Source organism: Halomonas sp. KO116, assembly GCF_000734975.2.
GTDB lineage: Bacteria > Pseudomonadota > Gammaproteobacteria > Pseudomonadales > Halomonadaceae > Vreelandella > Vreelandella glaciei.
Window position 1 is genome coordinate 467,531 of sequence record NZ_CP011052.1, and the last position, 25,296, is coordinate 492,826.

The following is a 25,296-nucleotide window of genomic DNA, read 5'->3' on the forward strand; positions in this document are numbered from 1 at the left end:
TTGGCGATATCACCGGCTGTACGCCAGATTGAACCAGGTCGTCTTGAGATCCGAGTATTTGTCCAGTGCATGAAGCGACTTGTCGCGACCGAACCCGGATTGCTTCACGCCGCCGAAGGGTACGCTGATATCGCCATCGGCATAGCAATTGACCCATACCAAGCCGGCTTGCAGACGCTTTGATACGCGATGTGCGCGGCCAAGGTCACTCGTCCATAGCCCAGCTCCCAGACCGTAGATCGAGTCGTTGGCCAGCGTGATGGCTTCCGCCTCGCTGGAAAAGCGGCCCAGGCCCAGAACCGGCCCGAAGATTTCCTCACGCATGGAGGTGGCGGTTTGGCCTCCCTCCAGAATCGTCGGTTCGACGTACCATCCTCCCTCGACCGGCGATGCGTGTCGCCCGCCGTGATGCAGGGTCATGCCTTCGCTAAGACCTTGCTCGATATACTTAAGCACCTTGGCATGATGCGCGGCGCTGACCAGAGCCCCCATGCGCGTCGCAGGATCTAACGGATCGCCTGCCGGCATGTCCCGTGCAGCGGCAATTAGGCGCGGCAAGAAATCATCGAAGATGGTCTCCTCCACATACAACCTGGAGCCGGCAATACATACCTCACCCTGGTTGGTAAAGATAGCAGCTGCGGCGGCCTGAGCGGCGGCATCCAGGTCTGGGCAGTCGGCGAAGACCAAATGAGGGGACTTGCCGCCGCACTCCAGCCACACCCGCTTGAGGTTGGACTCGCTGGAATAGCGCATAAAGCGCTTGCCGGTGGCGGTGGAACCGGTAAAGGCTAATGCATCAACCTGCGGGTGCATGCCCAGCGCTTCACCAGCGACGGCGCCGTGGCCGGGCGTGACATTGAACACACCGTCCGGCAGGCCGGCTTCCTTCGCTAGCGCGGCAAGCCTCAGAGCACTGAGACTTGAGGCCTCGGCGGGCTTGAGCACGATACTGTTGCCCATTGCCAGTGCCGGAGCAAATTTCCAGGCGGCAATCATCAGCGGGAAGTTCCACGGAACCACGGCGGCGACCACGCCGAGCGGCTCGCGGGTAATGGTGGCGTGGACATCTTCGCCGGTGGGGGCGATTTCGTCATACTGCTTGTCGATGGCTTCGGCATACCATGCAACGCAGCGTACCGTTTCCGGCAAATCGAAAGCCAGACTATCGGCGATTGGCTTGCCCATTTCGAGTGTCTGCAGCAGTGCCAGCTCTTCGGCGTGGGTATCAATGAGTGAGGCAAATCGTAGCAAGACCCTCTTGCGCTCTAGAGGAGGACAGCGCGACCAGTCACCCGCTTCGAAGGCACGGTGTGCGGCCTGTACCGCACGATCAATATCCACGCTACCGCAGGCGGTCACTTCAGCCAACACCTGCCCAGTGGCGGGGTTGTAGGCGCTCAGGGTGGCGCCGTCACGGCTAGCGACGAACTCACCATTGATGAAGGCTTGAGTGGTCGGTTGCAGTCGGCTGGCAAGCTCTTGCCAGTAGGCTTTGTCGTGTATGGTCATACCTTTTCTCCTGTACATGGTGCTAGGACGCGGCGACTCCGGCCTTGCTCAGCATGGTGTGCAGTAGCACGTTGGCGCCGGCCTCGAGATCCTCCGGCGTGGCGTTCTCGCTTTCGTTGTGGCTGATGCCATCTTCACAGGGCACGAAGATCATGGCGGTGGGCGCCACGCGGCTGATGAATACTGCGTCGTGGCCGGCGCCGGTCTCGATATCGCGATAGGGAATTCCTAGCGTATCGCTGCTGGTTCGGATCAGGTTCACCAGGTCGGCATCGAACGGGGTCGGCGGTACTCGCTGTACGTCGCGTAGCTCAACCGTCACCTTGCCTAGTTCGCTGTGCCTGACACATGCATCACGCAGGGCCTGCTCCATCTGCTCGAGCGTCGAGCTCTCAAGGTGGCGGATGTCCACACTGAAGGTTACCCGCCCGGGAATGACGTTGCGTGAGTTGGGATACAGCTCGAACTCGCCGCAGGTGACACGGCCGTGAGGCTGATGGGGGTCGGCCAGCGCCAGGATATCGCCGATCAACTCGGCGGCCCGCTTCAATGCATCGCGGCGATAGAGCATCGGGGTCGGGCCGGCGTGAGCTTCCTGGCCGGTGACCACCACATCGAACCAGCGCAGGCCCAATGAACCAGTCACCGCACCGACGGCGATACCTTCCGCCTCGAGTACGGGTCCCTGTTCGATATGCGATTCGATATAGGCACCGAAGGTACGGCTACCCATAGGGATATCGCCTGCGTAGCCGATGCGTTCAAGCGAAGCGGCCACCGTGTCGCCATCACGGTCCTTGGCGGCAAGGGCATCCTCCAGGGGAATGATGCCAGCATGCACTCCCGACCCCATCATCACGGGAACGAACCGGCATCCCTCCTCGTTGGTCCAGATCACTACCTCTAGCGGCGCTTCGGTGGTGATGCCGTGATCGTTGAGAACCCGTATGACCTCAAGGCCGGCGAGGACACCGTAACAACCATCGAAGCGGCCTCCGGTGGGCTGGGTGTCAAGATGGCTGCCGGTGACTACGGGCGGCAGGTCGTCGCGGCGTCCGGCACGGCGGGCGAAGATATTACCCATCTGGTCGACCCCCAGCGTCATGCCGGCGTCGCGTAGCCAGCCGGTGACCAGCTCGCGCCCAAGACGGTCTTCTTCGGTCAATGCCAGCCGACAGTTGCCTCCCTTGGGGGTGGCGCCGATTTGGGCCAGATCCATCAACGAACGCCACAGGCGTTGTCCATCAATACGCAGAGTGGTGGATAAAGGCTCAGTCATGGGGAGGCTCCTGTGGCATTGCGGAATCCCTACGTTCGAGTGCCGCCGCGCGGATCGCACTGAGACGTTCTCCTGGTGCGATGCCATCGGCGTCGTAACGCAGCTCAATCAAGGCGGGTAAGTGATTTTGCTCGGTAAAGGTCAGAGCACGGGCGAAGGCAGCCTCGAAGACGGCATCGTCCTCGACGATTTCTCCTTGCCCACCATAGGCCCTGATCAGCGAATCAAACTCGGGGTTGGTGAAAGTCAGTGCTATTTCACGACCAGGGAAATCATGCTCCTGGTGGGCGCGAATTGTGCCCCACATGCCATTGTTGAATAACAGGATGACGATACCCAGGCGGTATTGCAGGGCCACGCCAAGCTCCTGCAAATTCATCTGGAAGCATCCGTCACCAGCGAAGCAGACAGCCGGACGCTGCGGATATTCAAGCTTGCTGCTGATGGCTGCGGGCAGGCCGTAACCCATTGCCCCAACCGTGGGGGCCAACGAGCTGCCGAGCCCGCCAAAACGGATATAGCGATGGGCATAGAGCGCGTAGTTACCGGCGCCGACAGTGATGCAGCCATGGCCGTCCAGCATTCGGTCCACCGTCTTCGTGACACGGTCGAGGCTGAGCGGGCCGGGGGCCTCCAGCGGTGTCAGTGTGTCGAGATAGGCCTGTCGTGCGGCAGTTGTCTCCTGCTGCCAGGCCGGTGGCCTCGTGGGAGCCAATGTCGCCAGGCTTGCCGAGAAACCGACGACATCAGCATTGATGGCAAGATCGGGACGATAGACATGCCCCAGCTCTTCGGGATCGGGGTAGACATGGACCAGTGTCTGGCTCGGCACCGGCGACTCGATCCAGCTATACCCTTCGGTGGTGGGCTCCCCCAGTCGCGTGCCCAACGCGATGATCAGATCGCTCGCCTTGAGCCGTTCACGCAGGGCCTGATGCATACCGTTGCCGACATGGCCGACGAAATTCTCATGGCGGTGGTCAAAACATTCCAGGCGGCGCCAGGCGACACCGACAGGAAGCGCATAGCGGTCGGCAAACCCGGCAATCTCCCGCTGGGCCTGCTCGGTCCATCCACTACCACCCAATAACAGGAACGGCCGTTCGGCCCGCTCAAGATGCTGGTGCAATTCGCTCAATTGTTGCTGGCTAGGATAACTATGCAGACGGGGTCTGGGCGCTACATCGGCCACGCACGCCTCTCCCCACAGCGTATCTTCCGGCAAGGCCAGCACCACCGGGCCGGGACGGCCGCTGGTCGCAACCGAGTAGGCCCGGGCGATGTATTCGGGTATCCGCGCGGTGTCGTCGATCTGCGCCACCCACTTCGCCATCGGGCCGAACATGCGCCGATAATCGATTTCCTGAAAGGCCTCGCGTTCGATGAAGTCGTTGCCGACTTGCCCGATGAACAGGATCATCGGTGTCGAATCTTGGTAGGCGGTATGCACGGCAATCGAGGCATTGGTGGCACCGGGACCGCGGGTAACGAAGCAGATTCCAGGTTCGTTGGTCAGCTTGCCATAGGCCTCGGCCATGTAGCCGGCACCGCTCTCCTGGCGACAGACGATGGGCTCGATGGCGTCACGATGCTCATTAAGTGCATCGATACACGGCAGGTAGCTCTCCCCGGGAACCAGGAAGACACGCCGGGCACCATGCTGGCGCAATTGCTGGATCAGGATCTGGCCCCCGTTACGGGAAGGGAGGGCGGAGTGGCTCATGTGCGGGATCTCTTTGAATGAATGGTTAGGGACGACGGGGTGGTTAACAGCCGATGCAGCGGCTCGACCTGGCGAGTATCGACGACACAACGCGCCCGGAAACCGCACTGGCGCGACCAGACCTGGTCGTCGTCGAACCCGTGCGTCTCCGGCCACGGGCCGTCGATGGCCAGGATATCGGTATCATCACAAGCCTTGAGGAAACGCTGCCGGAAGGGCACCAGGGCGGCGCTGCGCTCCGCTGCCGAGAGCCCGAGGTCTCGTGCCAGATCCCCGGTGCCGAGCAGTGCCGCCGCAATGCGCGGACTGGTTCGCAGCAAGTCATTCGCCCGCTCGACCCCCAAGCGGCTCTCTAAAGTCGGGACGATGGCGGTGGTTCCCGGCGGTATGCCCCAACGCCTCTCTTCGCTATCAAGTGCTGACGCAAGGGCTTCCAGTTGGTTGGTCTCATCGACCTGGGGCAGAAAAACAGCAGCGGGAGCGGCGCCCATCAGTAATGCCAGTTCGTGTCGGCCGCCCCTATCGAGGGCATTGATACGAGCCATGGGCAGGCGGCCCTTTTGCCGACAGCTTTCGGCCAAGCCAGTGAACGCCTGACAGGCCGCATCACCTGACGCAGCGGGGGTGAACTCCTCCAGGTCGACGACGATGGCGTCGGCCCCGGAAGCCAATGCATCGGCAAGGCGTTCAGTGTCATGACCTGGCACAAAAAGCCAGCTTCGACAGCGTGTTAACTTGCTATGAGCCATGCTGGTTCACTCCATCAAGTTGGGCAGGAACAGCACGATATCGGGCACAAAAGTGATGAGCATCAGAACGGCAAGCATGGACATCAGCATCAGCGAAAGCGGGCGTAGCGTTTCCATGACGCTGATGCCGGAGATACGACAAGCCGCCATCAGATCGATACCCAAGGGTGGTGTATTGGCACCGATCGCGAGGTTAACTGTCAGCAACACACCAAAATGCACCGGATCGATGCCGTATTGAGAGAGCAGCGGCATGACAATCGGCGTGACGATGATGATGATGGCGATGCTTTCCATGAAGGTACCGAGCACCAGTAGCACCGCGGTTAGCAACAGCAATACGCTGTGCGAGCTATTCGTCCAGTCGCCGATGATCCCAGCGATGGCTTGCGGGACCTGTTCATAGGTCAACCCCCAGGCAAAGAGGCCAGCAGCACCGATAATGACCAGGATGGCGGCACTGGTTTCTGCCGTGGCGATAACGCAGTCGAGGATGTCTCGCAATGTGAGACAGCGATAGAGGACGACACCGAGAACAAGGGCATAGAGAATGGCGGAGGCTGCCGCCTCGGTGGGGGTGAAGACGCCAAAACGAATCCCCCCAATGATAAGCACCGGTACCATGAGAGCGGGTAGCGCATCAATGATCGCTCGGCGCCGCTCGGCAGGATCGGAAGGCTTTACCCCTGCCCAGCCATGCTTGCGGGAGATATAGAGCGCCACGCCTATTAACGAAAGGGTCAACAGCAGGCCGGGAATGACGCCGCCCATAAAGAGCTTGCCTACCGACGTATTGGAGGTAGTGCCGTAGACGATCATGACGATGCTAGGAGGGATCACCGTGCCGAAGGAGCTGGCACACCCGACCAGAGCACTGCTGAAGCCTTTGTGGTAACCATTTTTATGCATCGCTGGCAGCAGCATGCTGCCGATGGCAATGACATCCGCCACCCCCGATCCGGACAAGGCGCCGAACAGCATACACGCCAGTACCGCCACAACGGCCAGCCCGCCTCGTATGTCGCCGACCAGAGACATGCAAAGATGCACGATACGCTTGGTCAGGCCGGCACTGTTCATCAATTGCGCCGCTAGTATGAACAAGGGAATCGCCAACAATGTGAAACTATCCATTCCGCCGACGAACTGCTGTGCGGAGACCATCATGGGAGCTGCACCAAAAACGAGCAGGTAGACGAGGGCGGCAAGAATCAGGCCGAAGGCAATCGGTATATTGACCAGGATGGCGAATCCGAAGACCCCTAGCAGGGTGAGTGCACCGAAGGTCATGGGGTATCTCCTGAAGATAACAAGTGCTGCAACTGCATCAATGCCATACCCACACAGCCCACTGGCACCGAGAGATAAATAAAGCCGACGGGCATCTTCAACGCCGTGGTAGTCATGCTCATGGTCAATAACGTCAGGTCCCACCCAGCCTTGGCCAGCATCAGCAGCATCACCAGCAGGACAAAATCCGTGACCTTCCCGATGGTTCGACGGACGTCGGCGGAGCGCACAATCAACGGCAACAACCCGGCGTTGAGGTGGGAGCGTCGATGGGTACAGGTAATGGAACCCAACAAGGCGGTCCAGATCAGCACTAATCGCGGCAATTCTTCAGCCCAGTTGGGCGTTTGTCCCACAACCCAACGCATGAAAACCGTATAGATGACTAGTGCCGCCAGGGCGGCCGCCCCGCCTGCGGCCACGGCCAGACTGAGATTGGATACGCGCGTTGCAAGTCTGGAAAACGTCATATCATTCGACCGTACGGTACTGTTTGACGGTCTCCATCAGCTCTTCACCGAAGACCTCGGTATAGTCGCTCCATACGTCTTGAACCTTCTGATTGAAGGGCGCCGTGTCAACTTCATTGATCTGCATACCTTCAGCGGTCAAGTTTTCAAGCATGGTTTCATCATCTTCCTGGGTCATGGCACGCTGTTTGTCGCGCCACTCATTGGCGAGTTCCTGAATGATTTCCTGGTCATCGGGGTTGATCTTATTCCAGGTAAGATTGGCAATCGTTAGGCACGCCGGCGCCCAAACATGTCCTGTCAAGGAAACGTAATCCTGAACTTCGTAAAAGGAAGAGGAGTAGATAATAGAAAGGGGGTTTTCCTGGGCGTCAAAAACGCCTTGCTGTAGCGCCGAGTAGAGTTCACCGAAAGCAAGAGGCGCGGGGTTCGAGCCTAAAGCTTCGAAAGTATCGAGTCTCATTCTGTCGGGAGTGACACGAATCTTCAGGCCCTCAAGGTCGTCCGGTGACTCGATGGGGCCACGATTATTGGTCACATGACGAAACCCGTTTTCCCACCAGCTGAGAACCTTGATGTTCTTCTCTTGCGCCAATGCTTCGAGCGTTTCGCCCAGCTCGCCATCGTAGGCGGCATAGGCCGCTTCTCGGCTCGCCCAGGAGTATGGCAGTTCAACGATACCGAACTTGGGTTCCAGTGACTGGAAGGAGCCACAACCGATAATTCCAGCATCCATGCTACCGATCTGCATGCCCTCTACCATCCGGGTTTCATTGCCTAGTTGGCCGCTGGGAAAAACCTGGAAATTGACTCGGCTATCCGTCGCCTCCCTTACATCATCAGCGAAACCTTGGGCAGAAACATGCCAATTGTGTGTGGGTGCCAACACATGGCCAAGCTTGATATCCAAGGCCTGTGCATGACTTGTAAAGGCGGTAAGACCGATAAGACTGGAGAAAGCAAGAGGAGTCAGTTTCATTATGATGCCTGCTGTCTTTATTTAGTTGTGTCGATTGGAATTCGACCTGGAAACAACAGACTCAACGGATAGTATTTTTATGGCAATTTTATAATTCTTATTTTTGATATTTATATTTTTTATACAATGTTTTTCAGTTTTTTTGAGCTTCTTTATTGGTTTTAAAGTTCTTGAATTAGTGCAGAGTGGAAAAATTTTAAGTTTTTCAGGAAATGGCATACTTATTATTAGCGGTTGTAAGAGAGGTTTTTATCTTAATTTGAGGCAGTGTCTAAATATTTTTATAAATTAATTATATATGACTAGTTGCTTTCTTCGTTAACTTGTCGAGCCATTGCATTGCTGTTTAATAAAGAGTATTTAAATGATTAATTATTACTAAATTATAAGACTAGAGGTTGATGTCCTGTACAGTCCTGCATACATGGGGCGGATGCAGCTCTGATGTTGGCCGAAATCTTTATATAGAGACGCTCGATCCCTGAGGCAGGCGGAAGGGTGAGCTGCTAGGCTGACTTAGTCATAGTCAGGCACCTAAAGCGCACCGCTATTCTTGGGAAGAGTTAGCGCCTGATCGATATCCGCCAGCAGATCGTCAATATGCTCAATACCAATCGACAGGCGCACCATCTCTGGGGTAACGCCCGCCGTTTTCAGCTCTTGGTCATTTAGCTGGCGGTGCGTGGTAGATGCCGGAATAGAGGAACAACTCTTGGCATCGCCGATATTCACCAGCCGCAGAATGGACAGCGCATCATAAAGCCAGAGGCCCCTTTTCATTTTGGGAGGCGGTATCATCATTCATGGCCATCATCGCATATTCCCGCGTGACGTGATTTTGGCCTCCCGCTCGACGGTATCGCCGCGCACCAGGTAGACCATGTCGAACAGGTTGGTGACGACGCAGGCATGGTTCGGAATTACACGTACCGTGTCGCCGATTAATGGTTTGTCCACGCAGGCGGAAAGATCAACGACCGCGTGTTCTTCGGACAGAGCGATGATCACAGCATTCGGATATTCCACCAGATGTCCGTAGCCTGTGTAAGGAGCCGGAACCGCATCGGCTGCCAGTGCCTTGGAGCCGGAATCGATTACTGCGCGATTTACGTTGGGGCGGCTGACCACCGTGGCTTTCACCGTTAACGCACAATCGTCTAGAGTCCCGACGCCGAAAGCGACTTGCATCCGGTCGGAATAGATGTAGGTGCCGGGTCGGTACTCGGTCGTGGCCGTTCCTTCGGCGGCGCGATACATATCGGGAGTGCCTCCGGAAGAGATCACCTTGGGCGGCAAGCCCGCCGACTCCAGCGCGGCCTTGGCTTTATGCAGCCATGCATCTGCTTGGGCGATGTTGCCCCTGGGTGGATACGTCATCAGCCCCCGAAGGTCAATCCTGGTGCATCGTTAATTTGCTGGGCTAGCTCGACCGTCTCTTCTGGAGATTGCACACCACAGCGCCCCGCGCCGGTATCGCATTCCACTAGGACATTCAATGGCTTGGCTGCGCCGAACCGGGCGGCGTAACCCGCGACTGTATCGGTGCTATCGGCGGTAACTGATAAAGTCACGCGGGCATGTAAGTCGACCAGCCTGTCGAGCTTGGACGTGCCGATGATGTTGTAGGGCAAGAAAATATCGGTCAGCCCACCATCGGCCATTGCTGTGGCCTCGCCGATCTTCTGGCAAGTGATGCCGATTGCTCCTAGAGCTACCTGTTTCTGCGCCATTTCCGGAAGTTTGTGGGTTTTCACATGAGGCCGAAGAGGCAGGTCATGCATATCGGCATAATCCTGCGCGCGTTTCAAGTTCGCTTCGACCCGGTCGAGGTCAATTAGGACAGACGGAGTGTCGATATCGTTGATATGCATCAGCTAATCTCAGGAGAGTAATGGCATCGATGAAGGGTAAGTTTGTGATCATTCACAATTCTACTCATCATCTAAAGAGTGCCTTAAGTTGGCTGTCAGGTTGCCTCGCAACTGGGCCTTAAATTTAGGAGTCTGAAAATTGGGCAGATGCGACAATTTCTTTCCAGCCTGAATGAGAGTTGCGCGATAAAGAGCATAGTTTTCCATCGCGTCTTGCTTGGGAGCGATGATACAGACGGTGCTCTGGCAAATTCCTTCGGCATCTAGAACTGGTGCTGCAAAACAATGGGTGAAATTGTCCGCGATGCTGTCAAAAGAGAAAAATTGGTCTTTCCAGGCCGTCTGCACGTTTTCGACAAACTCTTGAGGATCAATAGGGCCCCCGTGGGGATTTATAAAGTCCTCAGGTGGAATCAGCGCTAAGATCTCCTCCGCCGAAAGGTTGCCGAGAAGCAAACGGCCCGACGCAGTCCAGGGGATGGGCGTCCGTTCACCGACATCAGCACTGATTCTGAACGGTCGGCTACCCTCGTTCATCATCGCTACGAAGTACTTATCTCGCTCGAGCATACATAACTGTGATGTCTCCCGCGTCTGATCCGTGATCCATTCCAGTACTGGTCGGGCAAGACCTATTATGTCGAAGTGCTTCAAATAGTTTAGCCCCCAGTAGTGCAGCTTGCGTCCGAGGAAAACCCGTCCTTCAGAGTCAGTTCGTTCCAGTAAACCCGCTGCCGTCAGCAAGCCGACCAGTTCGTATATGGAGGACTTTGGTGCCTCCATGCCGATTGCAATGTCGATGGGGCGTTGTGGCTCGCTGGTTGTGCAAAGGTAGTCGAGGATCAAGAAGGCGCGCTCCAGCCCGCGTTCCTTCGTTCTGGTGGGAGAGGCAGATTTCACATTGCTCATTCAGGTACCGGCCATTTCTTCGTTGGGTGTGCCCTCTGCAGGGCATTTTGGTCAGGTCGTCTTGCGAAAGGCAATGCAGTCAACTTCGACCTTGCAGTCGACGACCATTGCGGATTGAACACAGGCACGGGCTGGGGGGTGGTCGCCGAAGTACTGGGCAAAGATCTTGTTAAAGCTCCAGAAATCGCGTGGGTCGTCGAGCCAGACACCTACTCGCATGATGTCAGCAACGCTATAGCCAGCTGCCTCCACTATCGAAATCATGTTGCTGATTGCCTGATGGGCCTGAGGAACAATTCCACCGTCAATCACCTCACCCTCTACCATCGGCGTCTGGCCAGAAACATAGAGCCAACCGTCGGCCTCTGTCGCTTTAGCAAAAGGCAGCGCCTGACGACCGGAGCCCTTGGCTTCGTTTACACCGTATCTTTTAATGGTCATGTTCTATCCTTGTTCAAAACTTTGAATTTTTGAGGAATGCCGCTAGACGCTCCGACTTCGGATTGTGGAAGAGTTGTTCGGGCGGGCCTTGCTCGCCAATGCGACCATCCTGCATGAAGACGACTGTGTCCGACACGTCGTGAGCGAACTGCATCTCGTGAGTAACCAAGAGCATCGTCATGCCGTCGGAGGCGAGATCCTTGACGACTGCCAGTACTTCGCTGACTAATTCCGGGTCAAGCGCGGAGGTCACCTCGTCAAAGAGCATGAGCACCGGGTTCATGGCGATCGCGCGGGCGATGGCGACGCGCTGCTGTTGGCCACCGGAAAGTTGGCCCGGGTAATGATCCTTCCAATTCTTCATGCCCACACGATCCAGCCAACCCTCGGCGGCAGCGTAGGCCTCGTCCTTTGGTGTCTTGCGCGTTTTGATCAGACCCAGCATGACATTATGTATCGCGCTCATGTGCGGGAAAAGGTTGAAATGCTGAAAAGCCATACCGGTCATGGCGCGCTGGCGGGCTATTTCTCTCTCTTTAAGCCGGATGCGCCTACCTTTGTGCTGCTTGTAACCGATCTGTTCCCCCTCAACAGCGACGACGCCATCCTCATAGTCTTCCAGCAGGTTAACGCAGCGCAGCAGGGTTGTCTTTCCTGATCCACTTGAGCCGATCAGGCTCACGACATTACCACTTTGCATGGTTAGGTCGATGCCTTTGAGCACCTCGACCTCGCCGAACTTTTTATGCAGATTTGTGATTTCTAGAACGGGAATAGTCAATGTGAACCTCAGTTGGGCAGCGAGACTTTGCGCTCGACGAAGCGTCCGGCTTTTTCAATCGCAAAGTTGATAAGGAAGAAGACAAGTCCGGCAAAGAAATAGAGTTCGAGGCTAAGATATGTGCGGGAGATCACCTGCTGCGTCGCCAGCAATAACTCGACCACGCCGATGACCGAGAGCAGCGTCGAAGCTTTCACAATTTCAGTGGCAGTGGTCACCCAGGTAGGCAGGATCATTCGAAGTGCCTGCGGAAGGAGCACTGAGAAGAACGTTCCAAAAAATGTCAGTCCCACAGATTTCGCTGCCTCAGTCTGCCCCTTGGGGATGGTCTTCAGGGCGCCTTGAACGATTTCTCCGACATGCGATGAGCAGAATAGTGTGAGCGCGAAGACACCGGCTTGAAAGGCTGAAAGCTGAATTCCTACTATCGATAGAATATAGAAACAGGCAAGAATCAGTACGAAGACCGGCGTGCCACGCAGGAAATCGGAATATAGGCGTACGATGAACCGTAAGACTCTGTTTCCATATGAGAGGATCAGTCCGACGCCGACGCCGAGGGGCGTGCCCAGCAGGATCGACACAGCTGAAATTAGGATTGTATTGCCAAAGCCATCTAGAAGCGGCCAACGCGCCGACCAGATGGCATCAAGGGCTTGCATTATATCCATTCGGACACCTATTTCGGGATCGCCAGGCGGTTTTCGGTACGCCGCAGAATTGCGGCAATGATTGAGCAGGCGATAACGTACATAAGGCTTGCGACCAGCCAAGTCTCGATGACACGGAAAGTCTCCACGTTGATCTTGCGGGCGTAGAAAGTAAGCTCAGGAACGGCAATGACCGCAGCGAGCGAGGTATCCTTGAACAGAGAAATGAAGTTATTGCCGAGCGCAGGCAGAACGCGACGGAACATGACCGGAATTGTGATTAAAATCTTGGTTCGGAACTCGGTCAATCCGACTGTCAGCCCGGCCTCTCGCAGCCCTGGGGGCAACGAGACGAGGCCAGAACGAAAGACCTCGGTTAAGTAAGCACCTGAGTAGACCGAAAGCGTGACGATGAAGCTTTCAATTTTGCCAAGGTTAATACCGAACTCAGGCAGGGCGAAGAAGGTAAAGAGGATTAACACTAGGATCGGCGTGTTTCGAAATACCGAGACATAGACTGTTGCAGCCCACCGGATGAGCCTTTTTTTCGATAGCATCGCAAAGGCTAAACACAGCCCGATCAGACAACCGATCGCGATGGATATCACGGCTAATACCAACCCCAGCCCCAAGCCGGAGAGCAAGATGTCAAAGTCTCGCCACACCGCTGCAAAATTGAAATCGTAGTCCATAAATCGCCCCAGGATGTCTTGTGTTATTTATACTCGATCGGAAAACCGATCTGGGGCGGGTCGAGCTGTACGCCGAACCACTCTTCAAAGGAGGCCGCATAGGTGTTGAATTCAACACCTGTCATCGCTTCGTGCAGAACCGAATTCACGAAGTTCAGCCAGCGTTGCTCGCCGGGCTTGACAGCGCAGCTATAGCTTTGGGGATTCCAACCGTATCCAGCGTCGGAAAAGCGATCCGGATTCTGTGTCATGTACCATCTCAATGACGACTGGTCAGTCGCTGCTGCATCAGCGCGCCCCGAATTCAGCGCTTGGTACATCAAATCGACGCTATCGTACTGGTCGACCGTAGCCTCGGGCAGGGCGGCATGCACCATTTCCTCAGCATAAACGTTCTGCAGTACCGATACTGTGATGTCACTACCACCCGCCTTAAGCGCATCGTAATCGGCATATTCGCCGTCTGCCATCAGCATCAGGCCCACGCCTTCACGATAATAGGGGATCGTGAACTCAACTTGCTGCGCGCGGCCGGCTGTCACTGTCATGAATTGGCAGGCCACATCAACCTTGTCGGTCGCGAGGTTTGGGATGCGCGCATCGCCAGATTGGTTGACAAATTCGATCGCCTCGGAATCATCGAACAAGCCTTTGGCGATCAGCCGAAGCATGTCGACGTCGAATCCCACGAGATCATTGTTGGCATCCATGAAATGCCAGGGCGAATTGGTGCTTCCGGTTCCCGCAATTAAGTATCCGCGGTCGAGAACATCCTGAAGTTTATCGGCCTGAGCTGCGCTAGCAAATACGCTACAGACGAACGCAGCGGTACCGAGTTGGGTTAGGGGTTTGAACATGATTATGTGTCTCCTGGTTGGAATATTTCGTTATGTTAGATTTTGATATATTCCGGTATATTGGAAGCCAGATTATAATTACAGATTCAAATTAGTATTGGTTGTCTGAGCTTGTCAACTGTTATTTTCGGATGTGTGCTCACTGAAGTGCTTCGACTGCCAAGTCCGAAAGCACATAGTTTTAAGCAACTATCTAAGCCTTTCTCAGCTGAACAGCGCCGCCCTGACATTGCTGTCTCAGCGTTCGGCATGGACGTCGGGCCGTACTTAGCTAAGACTATTGAGTTCCTGTTGCGCCGGGTTCGCTAGACTATTTTTTGTGTTTGCTCGACAACGTTTAGCGTATATGCGATGCAAAAATCTAACCTTAGTATGACTGCCCATTTTCAGTATTCTGTAGAGAACACGGAGATTTGTTTTCTATTAGGGCACCACAATGAAGGGAGGCATATGGTCATTGACTATGCGAGAGTCAGCACTCAAGAACAGAATCCCTACTGCAGAGCGACGCTCTTCAGGAAGCCGGCTGCGATCAGGTTTTCGAGGAGCGTGTCACCGGCTCCAAGCGGAGTTGCCCCGAGTTTGAGGCGCGCCTGCGTAACGGTGACGCTTTAGTGGCTATCGTTGACCGTTACGAAAGCTTCTCTTGCCTGAAATAGCATGTCCGTGAGGTGTTTCAGGATACGGTAGCGAATATCGGGTTGCTTTTTTGTATAGGCATTAGCGCCCGCGCCTTTTTACCTGATACATATGACTATCTGCATGGCTCAGTAGGGTGTCGGCGTCTTCGCCGTCGGTGGGGTAGCAGGCTAAGCCGATGCTGCAGGATGGCATTCTGACTTCGCCGAATTCAGCACCTAGCGGCGCGTTCATGACGGTGAGGATCTGCTCTACCTTTTCGGTGACAGCGTGCGTCGACTTAATGTCCGTTAACAACACCGTGAACTCATCACCGCCCATGCGGGCCACGGTATCCGTCTCGCGTACACAGCCTTCTAACCGTCTTGCTACCGTGCAGAGCACTCGGTCTCCCACCGCATGTCCATGAACATCATTAATGCCTTTGAAATCGTTAATATCCAGAAACAGTAATGCCAAGTTGCTCTGGTAGCGATGGGCAGCGGTTAGGCCCGAGACCAGCCGATCATAGAATAGCGCTCGGTTAGTTAGTTTGGTCAGCGGGTCATGATGGGCGAGGTGGCGTAGTTCCTCTTCGGCCTGCATAAGGGCGGTCACATTTCGCGCGACACCGACCCGCACGCCTTCTTCTTCGTACCAGCGAGCAGACCACAGGATATGGACGATATCGCCATCTTTGCGGACATAACGATTGCGAAAATCGACGTGGGGCTTACCGTCCATCACGCGGACAATGGAGTCCTTCGTGGCTGCTAGATCGTCAGGATGCATGTAGTGGGTGATCAGGGTGCCGATCAATTCATCGGGAAGATAACCGAGCAGTGACTCACAGGCATCACTCACAAAGATGATCTGGTTGTCTGCATCGACAACGAAGACCGCGTCCAGCATCAGATGGATCAGTTTGGGGTAGAGCGCTTGCAAGTCAACGGCCATAGGCGAGTAGAGTCCGGTTAGCGTCCCTCGACTATAGAGCAATCGCAAAGGGAGGCGATAGCCATTATCTCGAAAACGACTTCGGTAAACGACCGTCCATCTGCATTGCTCATCACGAAGGTTGCTACGACAATGAGCCAAGCGGACTTCTATTCATGCAGCAAGCGGCCGTGGAGGTGACAGTATGAAGACGTTATCGAACATGGGGTTTGCCATCTTCGGTGCCGCGCTGGTCGCCATCAGTTACGGGCTGGCGCGTTTTGCATTTGGCCTATTTGTACCTTCCATCAGCGCCGAACTGGTACTCACACCCTACCTTATCGGTATCATCGGGGCGCTGCCATTTGTCAGTTTCGTGCTGGCCACACTGGTCGCGCCGCTTGCTGCGCATCGATTCGGAGCACGTAACCTGGCGGTGCTTTCGGGTGGGTTCGGTGTTGCTGGCCTGGGGCTGATCAGTCAGGCCTCGGACGCACTATCGCTCGGTGTGGGTGTGTTTATCTGCGGGATCTGCACCGGGTTGATGATGCCCGCGCTAACGGCTGCTATGCAGGCGCTGGTAAGCCGGACGATGCACGGCCGAGTCAGCTCCATCATGAACGCAGGTACCAGCGTCGGTATTATTGTGGCAGTGCCAACGGTTGTGTTTCTCTCTGATGCATGGCGCTTGACCTATACCATCTTTGCCGTGCTGACCACTATGGGCGTCTTAGCGGCATGGTATTTCATCCCTTCGGTGTCTCGAGTGATTCCAGCCAACGCAGCACCGCCGCCGCCGATTACCCGGTTGCAGTGGTCGCGGCTCATTCGGCTTTCGTTGTTCGCCTTCGCCATGGGGTTTGTTTCTTCCCCTTACTGGCTTTTCGCTCCCGACTTGGTGGTTACCATTGGAGCGCTGCCTCCTGGCCAAACCGGCTGGCTTTGGTTCGCAGTGGGTATTGCGGGGCTTGGCGGTGCCGTGGTGAGTGATTTAGCCGACCGCAATAACCCTCCCATCACCCAGGCATTGATGTTGATGATGCTCTCTTCAAGCTTGGTATTGTTGGCCGCTAGCCCAAGCCAGCTAGTGCTGGCGATGTTTTCTGCGCTGGTTTTTGGGCTTGCCTATATGAGCCTAACGGGGCTGTACTTGATGACCGGCATTCGGCTACTGCCGGGGCGGCTATCCATGGGGCCGGTGCTGCCCTTTATGGCCTGTGCAATTGGACAGGCAGTGGGTTCTCCGGTGGTCGGTGTGCTGGTCGATGGATTGGGCTATGCGGACGCCTTTGCGATCTTCGCCGTGATCGGCATTCTGGTGGCGTTTTTATCGCCACTCTATCCAGGCCACATTGACTACTGGGCCGAGGAGGAAGAGCCGCAGCCACTACCGGTGGAAGATACCGGCCTTCAGGCCGCCTACGACCACCAATTGCTGGGCGAAGATGGCGAACCCATTGTGCCCGGTACAAAAGCAACCAATACAGCCTAATCATTGCGTTGAGGTCTGCGTGATAAAGTGTAGCGAGTTATCACGCAGATAGCGTGCCGGACAATACGGCCCTTGGTGCTGAACAGATAATGGTTGATGATCGTTAATTAACGATTCCCTATGCTGATTTAATATTTTATTAATATTTTATTAATATTTTTTTGTTCAAGTAAACGCACTTTCTTTTTCTATAACCCATTGGCATCACGCATTAGTGATGTTATAAATTTCAATTTTTCATACTTTATAAGTTTTTCATTAATACCACGAAGTTCTCTCTATCCGATACTAGCGAACTCTCTAGCGCGACTTATCGGTGGAACTGCTTTTCGCGTTCGGGCTGCCAATAAATGGCATCGATACGGAGCCGTGTTTCGGTATTGTTGGGTAATGGCCATTCGATGATGTCGCCCACCTTGAGGCCAATCAACGCCGCGCCAATGGGCGCCATCACCGAAATGCCGTCCGCTACGCTTTCCAGGGAGTGCGGGTAAACCAGAGTTCGAATCATCTTAAGCCCACGAGTGAGGTCGGTGAAGCGAACCTGACTATTCATGCTGACTACGTCATCCGGAATATCCTCTGGATCGCAGACTTCACCTCGTGCTAATTCTTCCTCAAGCAGTTGAGCTACGGCCATATCTTTATCGGATGCGTTGTCGATCAAGCGCTGGAGGCGTTCGGCATCCAGACGATTAATAATAATAGCAGGACGTTGTCCCATGATGACTCTCCTTAAAGCAATAAGTTTAAACCAATAAAAAACAGCCCTTCCCCAATAAAGGAAGGACTGCGTGCTTTTTACAGTATAAGCGATTTATAAAATAAAGACGATCAGGTGACGCCTTGTTCAATCATGGCGTCAGCCACCTTTCTGAAGCCTGCAATATTGGCGCCGAGTACCAAATTGGTTTTATCACCAAATTCGTCGGCGGTGTCGGCGCACTGGCGGTGGATATTGGTCATAATCTGTTTTAGTTTCTGGTCAACTTTCTCTAGCGACCACTGCTCCATGCTGCTGTTTTGCGCCATCTCTAACTGGCTGGTAGCGACACCACCTGCATTGGCGGCTTTGCCAGGCCCATAGGCGATTTTAGCGTTTAGAAACAGGTCGACGGCCTCTTTGGTAGAGGGCATGTTGGCCCCTTCACTAATACACGTGATGCCATTAACGAGCAGGGTTTCCGCATCACTTGCGGTCAGCTCATTCTGTGTCGCGCAAGGGAAGGCTGCATCGGCTTGAATATGCCATACGGCATGCCCACCCTGGGGGTAGTCACGTGCAGAAATGTAGTGCGCGTCAGGGTACTCATGCAGGTAGTCTTCTAAAGAGGTGCGCTGCACTTCTTTGAGCCGTTTGAGTAAGCCTAAATCAATGCCGCTTTTATCGTGGATAGTGCCACGTGAATCGCTGCAGGTGATCGGTTTAGCGCCCAGCTCGTACAGCTTCTCAATGGTATAAATCGCTACATTGCCCGCGCCGGAAACGAGGCAGGCTTTACCACGAAGCTCATCTCCTCGGGCAGCCAGCATGTTTTGCGCAAAGTACACCGCGCCGTAGCCGGTGGCCTCTTTACGGCCCAGCGAGCCTCCCCAGTTAAGCCCTTTTCCTGTTAGCACGCCTTCATAGTGCCCGGTGAGCCGCTTGTACTGGCCAAAGAGGTAGCCAATCTCCCGCGTACCTACGCCGATGTCACCAGCAGGTACATCGCAGTGGGGGCCAATATGACGGTATAACTCGCTCATGAACGCCTGACAAAAGCGCATGATCTCGTTATCTGATTTTCCTTTCGGGTCAAAATCAGAGCCGCCTTTCCCACCACCGATCGACAAACCGGTTAACGCATTTTTGAAAATTTGCTCAAAGCCGAGAAATTTTATGGTGCCTGAGGTAACACTGGGGTGGAAGCGTAAACCGCCCTTGTAAGGGCCAAGGGCCGAGTTGAACTGTACGCGATAACCTTTGTTGACTCGTACGCTGCCGGCATCATCTACCCAGCTTATGCGGAACATAATTTGCCGTTCGGGCTCGACTATCCGCTCAATAATGCTGTGTTGATGATAGTAATCACTCTGCTCGATTAACGGGCGTAGGCATTCGAGCACTTCTTCGGTGGCTTGGTAAAATTCTGACTGTGCAGGGCTGCTTTTATTAAGTCGTGTCAACGTATCGTGAACGTAGGGCATAGGGGCATATCATCATCGTTATTCAACAGAGTATTGGCTGGCCAGAGCGTTGGAATATTTAACTGGCAGCACTCTTCTGTGCATAGCCTATGCGTGTTCTGTATATGAGAAAATTATATAAAAATAAGACTAAAGTTTGATAGCGACCGGTTTTAAGCACTAATTTCTCAATAGCTGTTAAACGGTTATTAAACGATTTAAGGTCTTTTGTGAATCAAATTACTATGCAGAAAGCTAGGAGTGTTCAATTTAATAAAATAATATTTGAGATTATATAAATGTAAATCTTATAAGCGGCCGTAATGTATTAAGCGAACCATTAAAACTAAAGAGTGTTGATTTATAGTTATAAGTTGACGTTGTCAATATTGCTTTGGCAATGTGGCGAAGCGTAGCTAGCCCGGATTTCTCACAGGGTATAAAAGAAAGCGGCTGAAAGTGCTATGATTTCAAGAACCTAACCAATCCATCAAGCACCAACAGCCGCTTCCAAAATGGTACCTGAAAAGCTGACCTTCTCGCCACTCTCACGCCGCCAAATTGAAGCCGACTTCTCCGGGGCCACATTACGTCGGACGCCGGATTACTCCTGCTTCGTGAAGTCGATAAACAGCATCGCCTGACACGCCGCTTGGCCGCCGTGCTTCATGATCCCCGCGCACCGGAACAGGTTCGTCATAAGCTCGACACTTTGGTTCGTCAGCGGGTGTTCGGTGTCGCCGCTGGCTATGAAGATTTCAACGACCATGAGGCCCTGCGCTATGATCAGGCCCTTCAGACAGCGCTCGGTGAAGAGGATACGCTGGCAGGCAAGTCGACGCTGTGCCGGGTGGAGCAGAACGCCGATCGGCAAGCAATAGTGAAGGCCCATGAGTTGCTGTGGCATCACTTCATTGAACAGCATGACGAACCACCAAAGGAGATCGTGCTGGACTTTGATGGCACCGACATCCCCGTGCATGGCGAGCAACCCGGCAAGTTCTTTAACCGTTATTACGATCACCACTGCTACTTCCCACTGTATGTCTTCTGTGGGCGCCACTTACTGGTGAGCTATCTGCGCACCAGTGACCGCAGCGACAGCCGCCATAGCTGGGCGATCCTCGCCTTACTGGTACGCTTTATCCGTCAATACTGGCCCGATACGCGCATCGTGTTACGAGGTGATAGCCACTTTTGTCGTCCCCGGATGCTGAACTGGTGTGATCGGCATCACGTCGACTACATCGTGGGAATCGCCAAGAACAGCCGGCTGCTCAAGGAAGTGGACGTCCCCATGATGCTGGTGCGCAAGACCCAATGGCAGGTGGGAGGGAAAGTAGCGGGGACGTTCCGCTTCCAGTATCAAGCCCACTCCTGGAAATACTCACGCTGGGTGGTGGCCCGCCTAGAAGAAGGCGAGTTAGGCTCTAATCCCCGGTTTATCATCAGTTCCCGTTACGATGATGGCTTCAAGCTTTACTACGAGCAGTACTGTGCCCGGGGTGACATGGAGAACCGGATCAAGGATCAACAACTGAGCCTGTTTGCTGACCGGACCTCCAGCACGCACTGGTGGGCCAATCAGTGGCGGCTGATCTTGTCGGGCTTCGCTTATACGCTGTTCGAGCGGTTACGGACTTATCTGAAGCACACGCCCTTCGCGCGCATGAGTCCGAGCAACCTGAGGCTCAAGCTCATCAAAGTAGGCGCGGTCATCATCCGCAATACGCGTCGAATCCGAGTACTCATGAGTGACAGCTACCCCTATAAAACGGCGCTATCCGATCTCGTCAGGCGGTTGGTTCCTAACTGACTGCTCGGGCGCCCCCGGCCCGAAGCAATGGGGGAAAGGGGGAAGTGTGTCTGAACGCCGGAAAGTGGTTAAAAAGTAGCCGATGTAAGTCGAGCCAGTAGGTGTTTAGCGGTGTTACAGCCTGAGTGCGGTACTGGCTGAGGTACTATGAGAAATCCAGGCTAGGCAGTTGTCGCTTGATTCCCAGCTCGAGTTGATGAAGATTTCCATGGCCTGGATATAAAGGGCATAGCGCGCTAGCGGATGTTAGTACTCTCAGGTGATCAGGCTACCGATCCGGCCAGCGGGCGTTTTGGCCATCTGGAGCCCTCCGAGCAAATCGTCACCACGCTGTTGATCAGGGGAAAGCTCAGGCGGGTCTGATGTTCTGGTTGATACGGAAGAGATTTTCCAGGTCGTACTGCTTCTTGATTGCCACCAGTCGCTCATAGCTCGCGCCATAGGCGAAGGCAATGTTGTGCCCGCCACCACGAATGGAGAAAGGCGCGTTGTGTTGGCGTACGAAGTTCAGGGCGTGAACGACATCGGCAGGTGACGTGCAGCGAGCCAACATGGAAGGCCTGCGATCAATCATAGCGTTCCATATCTGGCGCACTTGGTCGTATGGAGGAGTATCAGAAAGGAGGACACTTCCTGCGAAACCGGTCTTGAACTCCTTGATTGTGGTTGACGTAAGCTGCCTTCTGCGCACCACCGTTAAGTGGGCTCGGCGGTGCGCAGAAGGCACCGCCGAACGGGGTAGTGAGGAAGACAATGTGGCTGGGGATTAGCCGCATGCCTCACAGTGGCCGTATTAGGATATTTCTCCAGTCTCAAATCGCAGTATGGTCACGCCTGTCAATAAGGCCGCTTATTTATTTGGACATGTTTATGTGAATATTTATATCCGAGCAAAGCGACGTTAACCTTTATTGTCGTAAAGAATTAAAAGAATTATGGAGAGCAGTTTAATGGTACTTTTTAACCGTTGCTCCGGCCCATGCGGTACAGCGGCATCGAATGTCAGGTTCAGAGCTCCCTAATTTATACCACCTAATCTTCCGGCTTTAGGTCTTCCTGCTTGGGTGGGGTGCCTACCTTAATTTCGCTCAGATCCTCATGGGAGAGGCCGCGGTACAGGGCGAACATCATGATAAACACCAGAATAAACATCGGCAGGCCGACCACGGTGATCACCTCTTGAAGTGCGGTGAGCCCGGCATCGCCTGCCAGTACGATAAGCATGGCGGCCAGCATGCCTTCGGAGACACCCCAAAAAACACGTTGATGCCATGGGCCTGGGTCTGCGCTGCCGGTACACAGCATATCGACGACCAGGGAGGCGGAGTCTGATGAGGTGGCGAAGAAGATGGCGACGATCACCACCGCCAAGCCCTGAATCAAGGTTGCGGCGGGGAAGTTATCGAAAAACGCGAACATGGCGAGTGGAATGCTTTCGGCCACGGCCGCGGACAAAACGCCTGCCTGGTCACCCAGGGCTTCCCGAGCCGCGGGCCCAATGCCGTCAATCTCCATGGCCGACCAGCCGAAGATCGCGAACCAGATCAGCGTAAAAATTGAGGGGGCGAACAGCACGCCGAGTACGAACTCGCGGATAGTCCGACCGCGGGAAATCCGCGCTACGAAAATACCGATGAACGGTGACCAAGTGACGGTCCAGGCCCAATAAAACACCGTCCAACTGCCTTGCCACCCCCAGGCGCCGCCTTCGCTGGAGTAGCGTGCCAGCGTGTCATTCCAAAACGCCATGGGCAGCAGGTTGGTTATATAGAGGCCAAAGGTTTCGACAACGGCACGTAACAGGAAAACGGTTGAACCGGTAAACAGTACAAACAACAGCAGGCCAACGGCCATCCCGATATTGATATTAGAGAGCCGCTTCACCCCTGAATCCAGGCCCGCGATGATCGACCCCACGGCGACGGTGGTCAGGACGGCGATGATCACCACCTTGGGCAGCACCGCGTCTGGAACACCAAACAATTCCGTTAGCCCCGCATTGATCTGTTGGGTGCCCAGGCCGACAGACACCGCCACGCCAAACAACGTGCCGAGCACGGCAAAGATATCCAGAGTTTTGCCGATGGGGCCGTGAATGCGCTCGCCTAACAGCGGGAAGAAGACCGAGCTGAAACGCATCGGCAGGTTGTAACGGTAGATAAAGTACGCGAATGCCAACCCCGGCATGGCGAAAATCGCCCAGGTATGTAGGCCCAAGTGATAAATCGAGAAGCTCATGGCATCGTCGGCGGCGGTCACCGAGAAGGGCTCGACACCCGGCCTTGGGGGAGTAGCGAAGTGGGAAATCGGCTCGGCCACGCCCCAGAACATTAATACCGTGCCGATACCGCCAGCGAACAGCATGGCGAACCAGGAGGCGTTGGTATAGGCCGGTTTCGCATCATTGCCACCTAAGCGTATTGCCCCGAAACGGCTGATTGCCACCCACAGCAGAAACGCCACCCAACTTGTTACCCCAAAAATAAAAAACCAGCCAAGGTTCGTAACGATCCATTGCCGCCCCGCGCCGAAGGCTTCCCCTATAGGGCCTGGCGCAATCAGCAGCGCCACAAGGAAAATAATCATGATCCCTGCCGATGTGAAAAAAATAGTGGGGTCCGTCTTGAGGCCCAGCTTTCGCGCAAGTGCATCCATCGTTACGTCTCCCTGTATCTTTACAGCCAGTTCTTATAAACGGTTCTTATAAACAGTTTTATAACCGGTTTTACAACCCGTCCTTAAAACAACGTAGGAGTTGTCGGCCGATTACGCCAAGCTGGGCGAAGTAGAGTACTTCTTCTCCATAGGCTGCTGTTCGTTATAGAAGGTGTTTGGCAGCATGCTTCATCCGCGCTGATCAAAGCACCCAAGAGAATTGATATCGGCCGGCTTCAGAGAGTCATTGGCGAGTGCCCAACTGGTGCTGAGCGGGCCATCTCAGTTACTCTACGCTTGGTGTTTGCGTTTCATGAATGAAGGATAGCCGTATCAATGTTGGGATTCCTGCAGGGATTTTCCTATGGCCTGTTTATGACCTGCCTGCCCTGGCTATTGGTCGGCCTTTTCAACCCTGGTCTGGCGCTTCCGGTGCTGGCTCCCAGCCGTCTGCAGGTCATCTTCCGCTATTGCTTGCTGGTTCCTTTTATCAGCATGCTGATGTGGCTGACTTCTCTATGGGGCGGTTTCAGTCCCAGCCTGTTTGGCTGGCTGGCGGGTATTGTCGCTATTCCTGTGGCGCTGCCAGTCGAGCGAACACTGCGCGGCTGGCTGGCCCGACGCCATGAGCGCCGTCAGGAAGCTCAACGAGTGGCCGCGGTACGCAAGCGCCGTGCTCAAGAGGAGCGCAAGGCCTATGAGGCTGGCGTGTCAGTACTCGACCCTGGTCGGCCGCCAGAGGGGGCCGATGATCTTGTACTCGCCATGTGCCGGGCCAAGCAGAGCCTGCTTGACGTGCATCGCCCCGATCTCGCCATTCAGGCGGATCGTCTCTATAGCCGCTATCGGCATGTGATGGACGTGCTAAGCGGCCGATTCCACACAGGCGAGATGGCTTTCGAGCGCTCGCGTGGTCTGGTCACGCAGGTTTGTCTCGGCGCGGTGGATACGCTGACATCTATGGCGTCCCAGGCGCGAGGGGGGGTTAGCGTAGACGGTAATTACGTGCGCAGCCGCCTGGCCCAAGAGGGCAAACAGTTGGGCGAGGAAGAGCGCGCTGCCCTGGTGCGGCGCCTGGATCTGCTGGTGGAAACCGAGCACCGGTTGAATAAGCTTTCTGCCCGTATCGAATCGGCCCTGACCGTACTCGACGATACCGCTGTTTCCATGGCGCGCATCGAGACAGCGCGCCCACAGGCGTCGGTTACCACCGAAAAGGCACTGGAGGATTTACACCGCTTCGTCGAAGGCGCGGATCGTTATACGCGCAAGGATTAATCCAGCGGACGATGCTACTGTGCCGAAAGTTCTGTGTTAATGGTTCTGTGTTAATGGTTCAGTGCCAATGGTTCAGTGCCAATGGTGTCATGCGGTTTTCACAACGGCTTCTTTCAATAGCTCAGGAGATGT

The 25,296-nt window shown here is 54.9% G+C and carries 22 protein-coding genes and 2 pseudogenes; 3 read left to right on the plus strand and 21 right to left on the minus strand.

From position 1 onward, the window contains the following. Window positions 1-9: 9 nt before the first annotated feature. The 17 genes and pseudogenes from KO116_RS02240 to KO116_RS02315 form a co-directional block, all read right to left on the minus strand. The gene (locus tag KO116_RS02240) at window positions 10-1,512 is read right to left on the minus strand and encodes an aldehyde dehydrogenase (protein ID WP_035556574.1); all 1,503 of its coding nucleotides are present in this window, start codon (window positions 1,510-1,512) and stop codon (window positions 10-12) included. 22 nt (window positions 1,513-1,534) lie between these two features. Next, window positions 1,535-2,791 carry a Zn-dependent hydrolase gene (locus KO116_RS02245; protein WP_035556578.1) on the minus strand — a complete coding sequence of 419 codons (1,257 nt, stop codon included), beginning with the start codon at window positions 2,789-2,791 and terminating at the stop codon, window positions 1,535-1,537. Next, the gene (locus KO116_RS02250) at window positions 2,784-4,514 is read right to left on the minus strand and encodes a thiamine pyrophosphate-binding protein (RefSeq protein WP_035556580.1); all 1,731 of its coding nucleotides are present in this window, start codon (window positions 4,512-4,514) and stop codon (window positions 2,784-2,786) included. The genes KO116_RS02245 and KO116_RS02250 overlap by 8 nt, the downstream gene beginning before the upstream one ends. Next, window positions 4,511-5,263, minus strand: coding sequence for an HpcH/HpaI aldolase/citrate lyase family protein (locus tag KO116_RS02255; RefSeq protein WP_052703705.1), 753 nt, complete (start codon window positions 5,261-5,263; stop codon window positions 4,511-4,513). Before KO116_RS02255 ends, KO116_RS02250 begins: the two co-directional genes overlap by 4 nt. A gap of 6 nt (window positions 5,264-5,269) precedes the next feature. Further along, window positions 5,270-6,553: a TRAP transporter large permease gene (locus KO116_RS02260; protein ID WP_035556582.1), complete on the minus strand. Its 1,284-nt coding sequence runs from the start codon at window positions 6,551-6,553 to the stop codon at window positions 5,270-5,272. Further along, window positions 6,550-7,023: a TRAP transporter small permease gene (locus KO116_RS02265; RefSeq protein WP_035556584.1), complete on the minus strand. Its 474-nt coding sequence runs from the start codon at window positions 7,021-7,023 to the stop codon at window positions 6,550-6,552. Before KO116_RS02265 ends, KO116_RS02260 begins: the two co-directional genes overlap by 4 nt. Before the next feature lies 1 nt (window position 7,024). Further along, window positions 7,025-8,002 (minus strand): TRAP transporter substrate-binding protein, encoded by a 978-nt coding sequence (locus tag KO116_RS02270; RefSeq protein ID WP_035556586.1) that lies wholly within the window; start codon window positions 8,000-8,002, stop codon window positions 7,025-7,027. Between the two features lie 534 nt (window positions 8,003-8,536). Beyond that, window positions 8,537-8,761: pseudogene (locus KO116_RS02275) on the minus strand (PLP-dependent transferase); the annotation flags it as partial. Window positions 8,762-8,812: 51 nt separating this feature from the next. Continuing rightward, window positions 8,813-9,379 (minus strand): hypothetical protein, encoded by a 567-nt coding sequence (locus tag KO116_RS25420; protein ID WP_200897124.1) that lies wholly within the window; start codon window positions 9,377-9,379, stop codon window positions 8,813-8,815. Next, on the minus strand, window positions 9,379-9,873 hold the full coding sequence (locus tag KO116_RS25425) for an alanine racemase (RefSeq protein ID WP_200897125.1): 495 nt from the start codon (window positions 9,871-9,873) through the stop codon (window positions 9,379-9,381). Before KO116_RS25425 ends, KO116_RS25420 begins: the two co-directional genes overlap by 1 nt. A 60-nt stretch (window positions 9,874-9,933) precedes the next feature. Continuing rightward, on the minus strand, window positions 9,934-10,782 hold the full coding sequence (locus KO116_RS02285; RefSeq protein ID WP_045812050.1) for an IclR family transcriptional regulator: 849 nt from the start codon (window positions 10,780-10,782) through the stop codon (window positions 9,934-9,936). Between the two features lie 51 nt (window positions 10,783-10,833). Then, complete coding sequence (locus KO116_RS02290; RefSeq protein WP_144408551.1) at window positions 10,834-11,223, minus strand: RidA family protein; 390 nt, start codon at window positions 11,221-11,223, stop codon at window positions 10,834-10,836. A gap of 13 nt (window positions 11,224-11,236) precedes the next feature. Beyond that, window positions 11,237-12,004, minus strand: coding sequence for an amino acid ABC transporter ATP-binding protein (locus KO116_RS02295; protein WP_246362475.1), 768 nt, complete (start codon window positions 12,002-12,004; stop codon window positions 11,237-11,239). An 8-nt stretch (window positions 12,005-12,012) separates the two neighbouring features. Further along, window positions 12,013-12,675 (minus strand): amino acid ABC transporter permease, encoded by a 663-nt coding sequence (locus KO116_RS02300; protein ID WP_035556599.1) that lies wholly within the window; start codon window positions 12,673-12,675, stop codon window positions 12,013-12,015. An 8-nt stretch (window positions 12,676-12,683) separates the two neighbouring features. Further along, window positions 12,684-13,346, minus strand: coding sequence for an amino acid ABC transporter permease (locus KO116_RS02305; RefSeq protein ID WP_027959182.1), 663 nt, complete (start codon window positions 13,344-13,346; stop codon window positions 12,684-12,686). A 23-nt stretch (window positions 13,347-13,369) separates the two neighbouring features. Continuing rightward, entirely contained in the window at window positions 13,370-14,203 is an 834-nt protein-coding gene (locus tag KO116_RS02310; protein ID WP_035556602.1) for a transporter substrate-binding domain-containing protein, read from the minus strand. Between the two features lie 720 nt (window positions 14,204-14,923). Then, the gene (locus tag KO116_RS02315; protein ID WP_035556605.1) at window positions 14,924-15,778 is read right to left on the minus strand and encodes a sensor domain-containing diguanylate cyclase; all 855 of its coding nucleotides are present in this window, start codon (window positions 15,776-15,778) and stop codon (window positions 14,924-14,926) included. A gap of 184 nt (window positions 15,779-15,962) precedes the next feature. On the opposite strand from KO116_RS02315, the gene KO116_RS02320 reads away from it, so the two are divergent. Then, window positions 15,963-17,249 carry an MFS transporter gene (locus tag KO116_RS02320; RefSeq protein WP_035556608.1) on the plus strand — a complete coding sequence of 429 codons (1,287 nt, stop codon included), beginning with the start codon at window positions 15,963-15,965 and terminating at the stop codon, window positions 17,247-17,249. Window positions 17,250-17,559: 310 nt separating this feature from the next. Here KO116_RS02320 and rnk read toward each other — a convergent pair whose 3' ends face one another. After that, on the minus strand, window positions 17,560-17,973 hold the full coding sequence (gene rnk / locus KO116_RS02325) for a nucleoside diphosphate kinase regulator (protein ID WP_035556612.1): 414 nt from the start codon (window positions 17,971-17,973) through the stop codon (window positions 17,560-17,562). Window positions 17,974-18,083: 110 nt separating this feature from the next. Next, window positions 18,084-19,436 carry an NADP-specific glutamate dehydrogenase gene (gene gdhA / locus KO116_RS02330; RefSeq protein WP_035556615.1) on the minus strand — a complete coding sequence of 451 codons (1,353 nt, stop codon included), beginning with the start codon at window positions 19,434-19,436 and terminating at the stop codon, window positions 18,084-18,086. 494 nt (window positions 19,437-19,930) lie between these two features. Between gdhA and KO116_RS02335 the strand changes: the two are divergent. Next, window positions 19,931-21,231, plus strand: a pseudogene (locus KO116_RS02335) (IS1380 family transposase). Between the two features lie 349 nt (window positions 21,232-21,580). On the opposite strand, the gene KO116_RS02340 reads toward KO116_RS02335, so the two are convergent. Beyond that, complete coding sequence (locus tag KO116_RS02340) at window positions 21,581-21,805, minus strand: BBE domain-containing protein (RefSeq protein WP_035563928.1); 225 nt, start codon at window positions 21,803-21,805, stop codon at window positions 21,581-21,583. Between the two features lie 458 nt (window positions 21,806-22,263). Next, on the minus strand, window positions 22,264-23,886 hold the full coding sequence (locus KO116_RS02345; RefSeq protein WP_035563925.1) for a BCCT family transporter: 1,623 nt from the start codon (window positions 23,884-23,886) through the stop codon (window positions 22,264-22,266). A 336-nt stretch (window positions 23,887-24,222) separates the two neighbouring features. Here KO116_RS02345 and KO116_RS02350 point away from each other — a divergent pair, with 336 nt between their 5' ends. Next, window positions 24,223-25,164, plus strand: coding sequence for a cobyrinic acid a,c-diamide synthase (locus KO116_RS02350; protein WP_035563922.1), 942 nt, complete (start codon window positions 24,223-24,225; stop codon window positions 25,162-25,164). The last annotated feature ends 132 nt before the right edge of the window (window positions 25,165-25,296 follow it).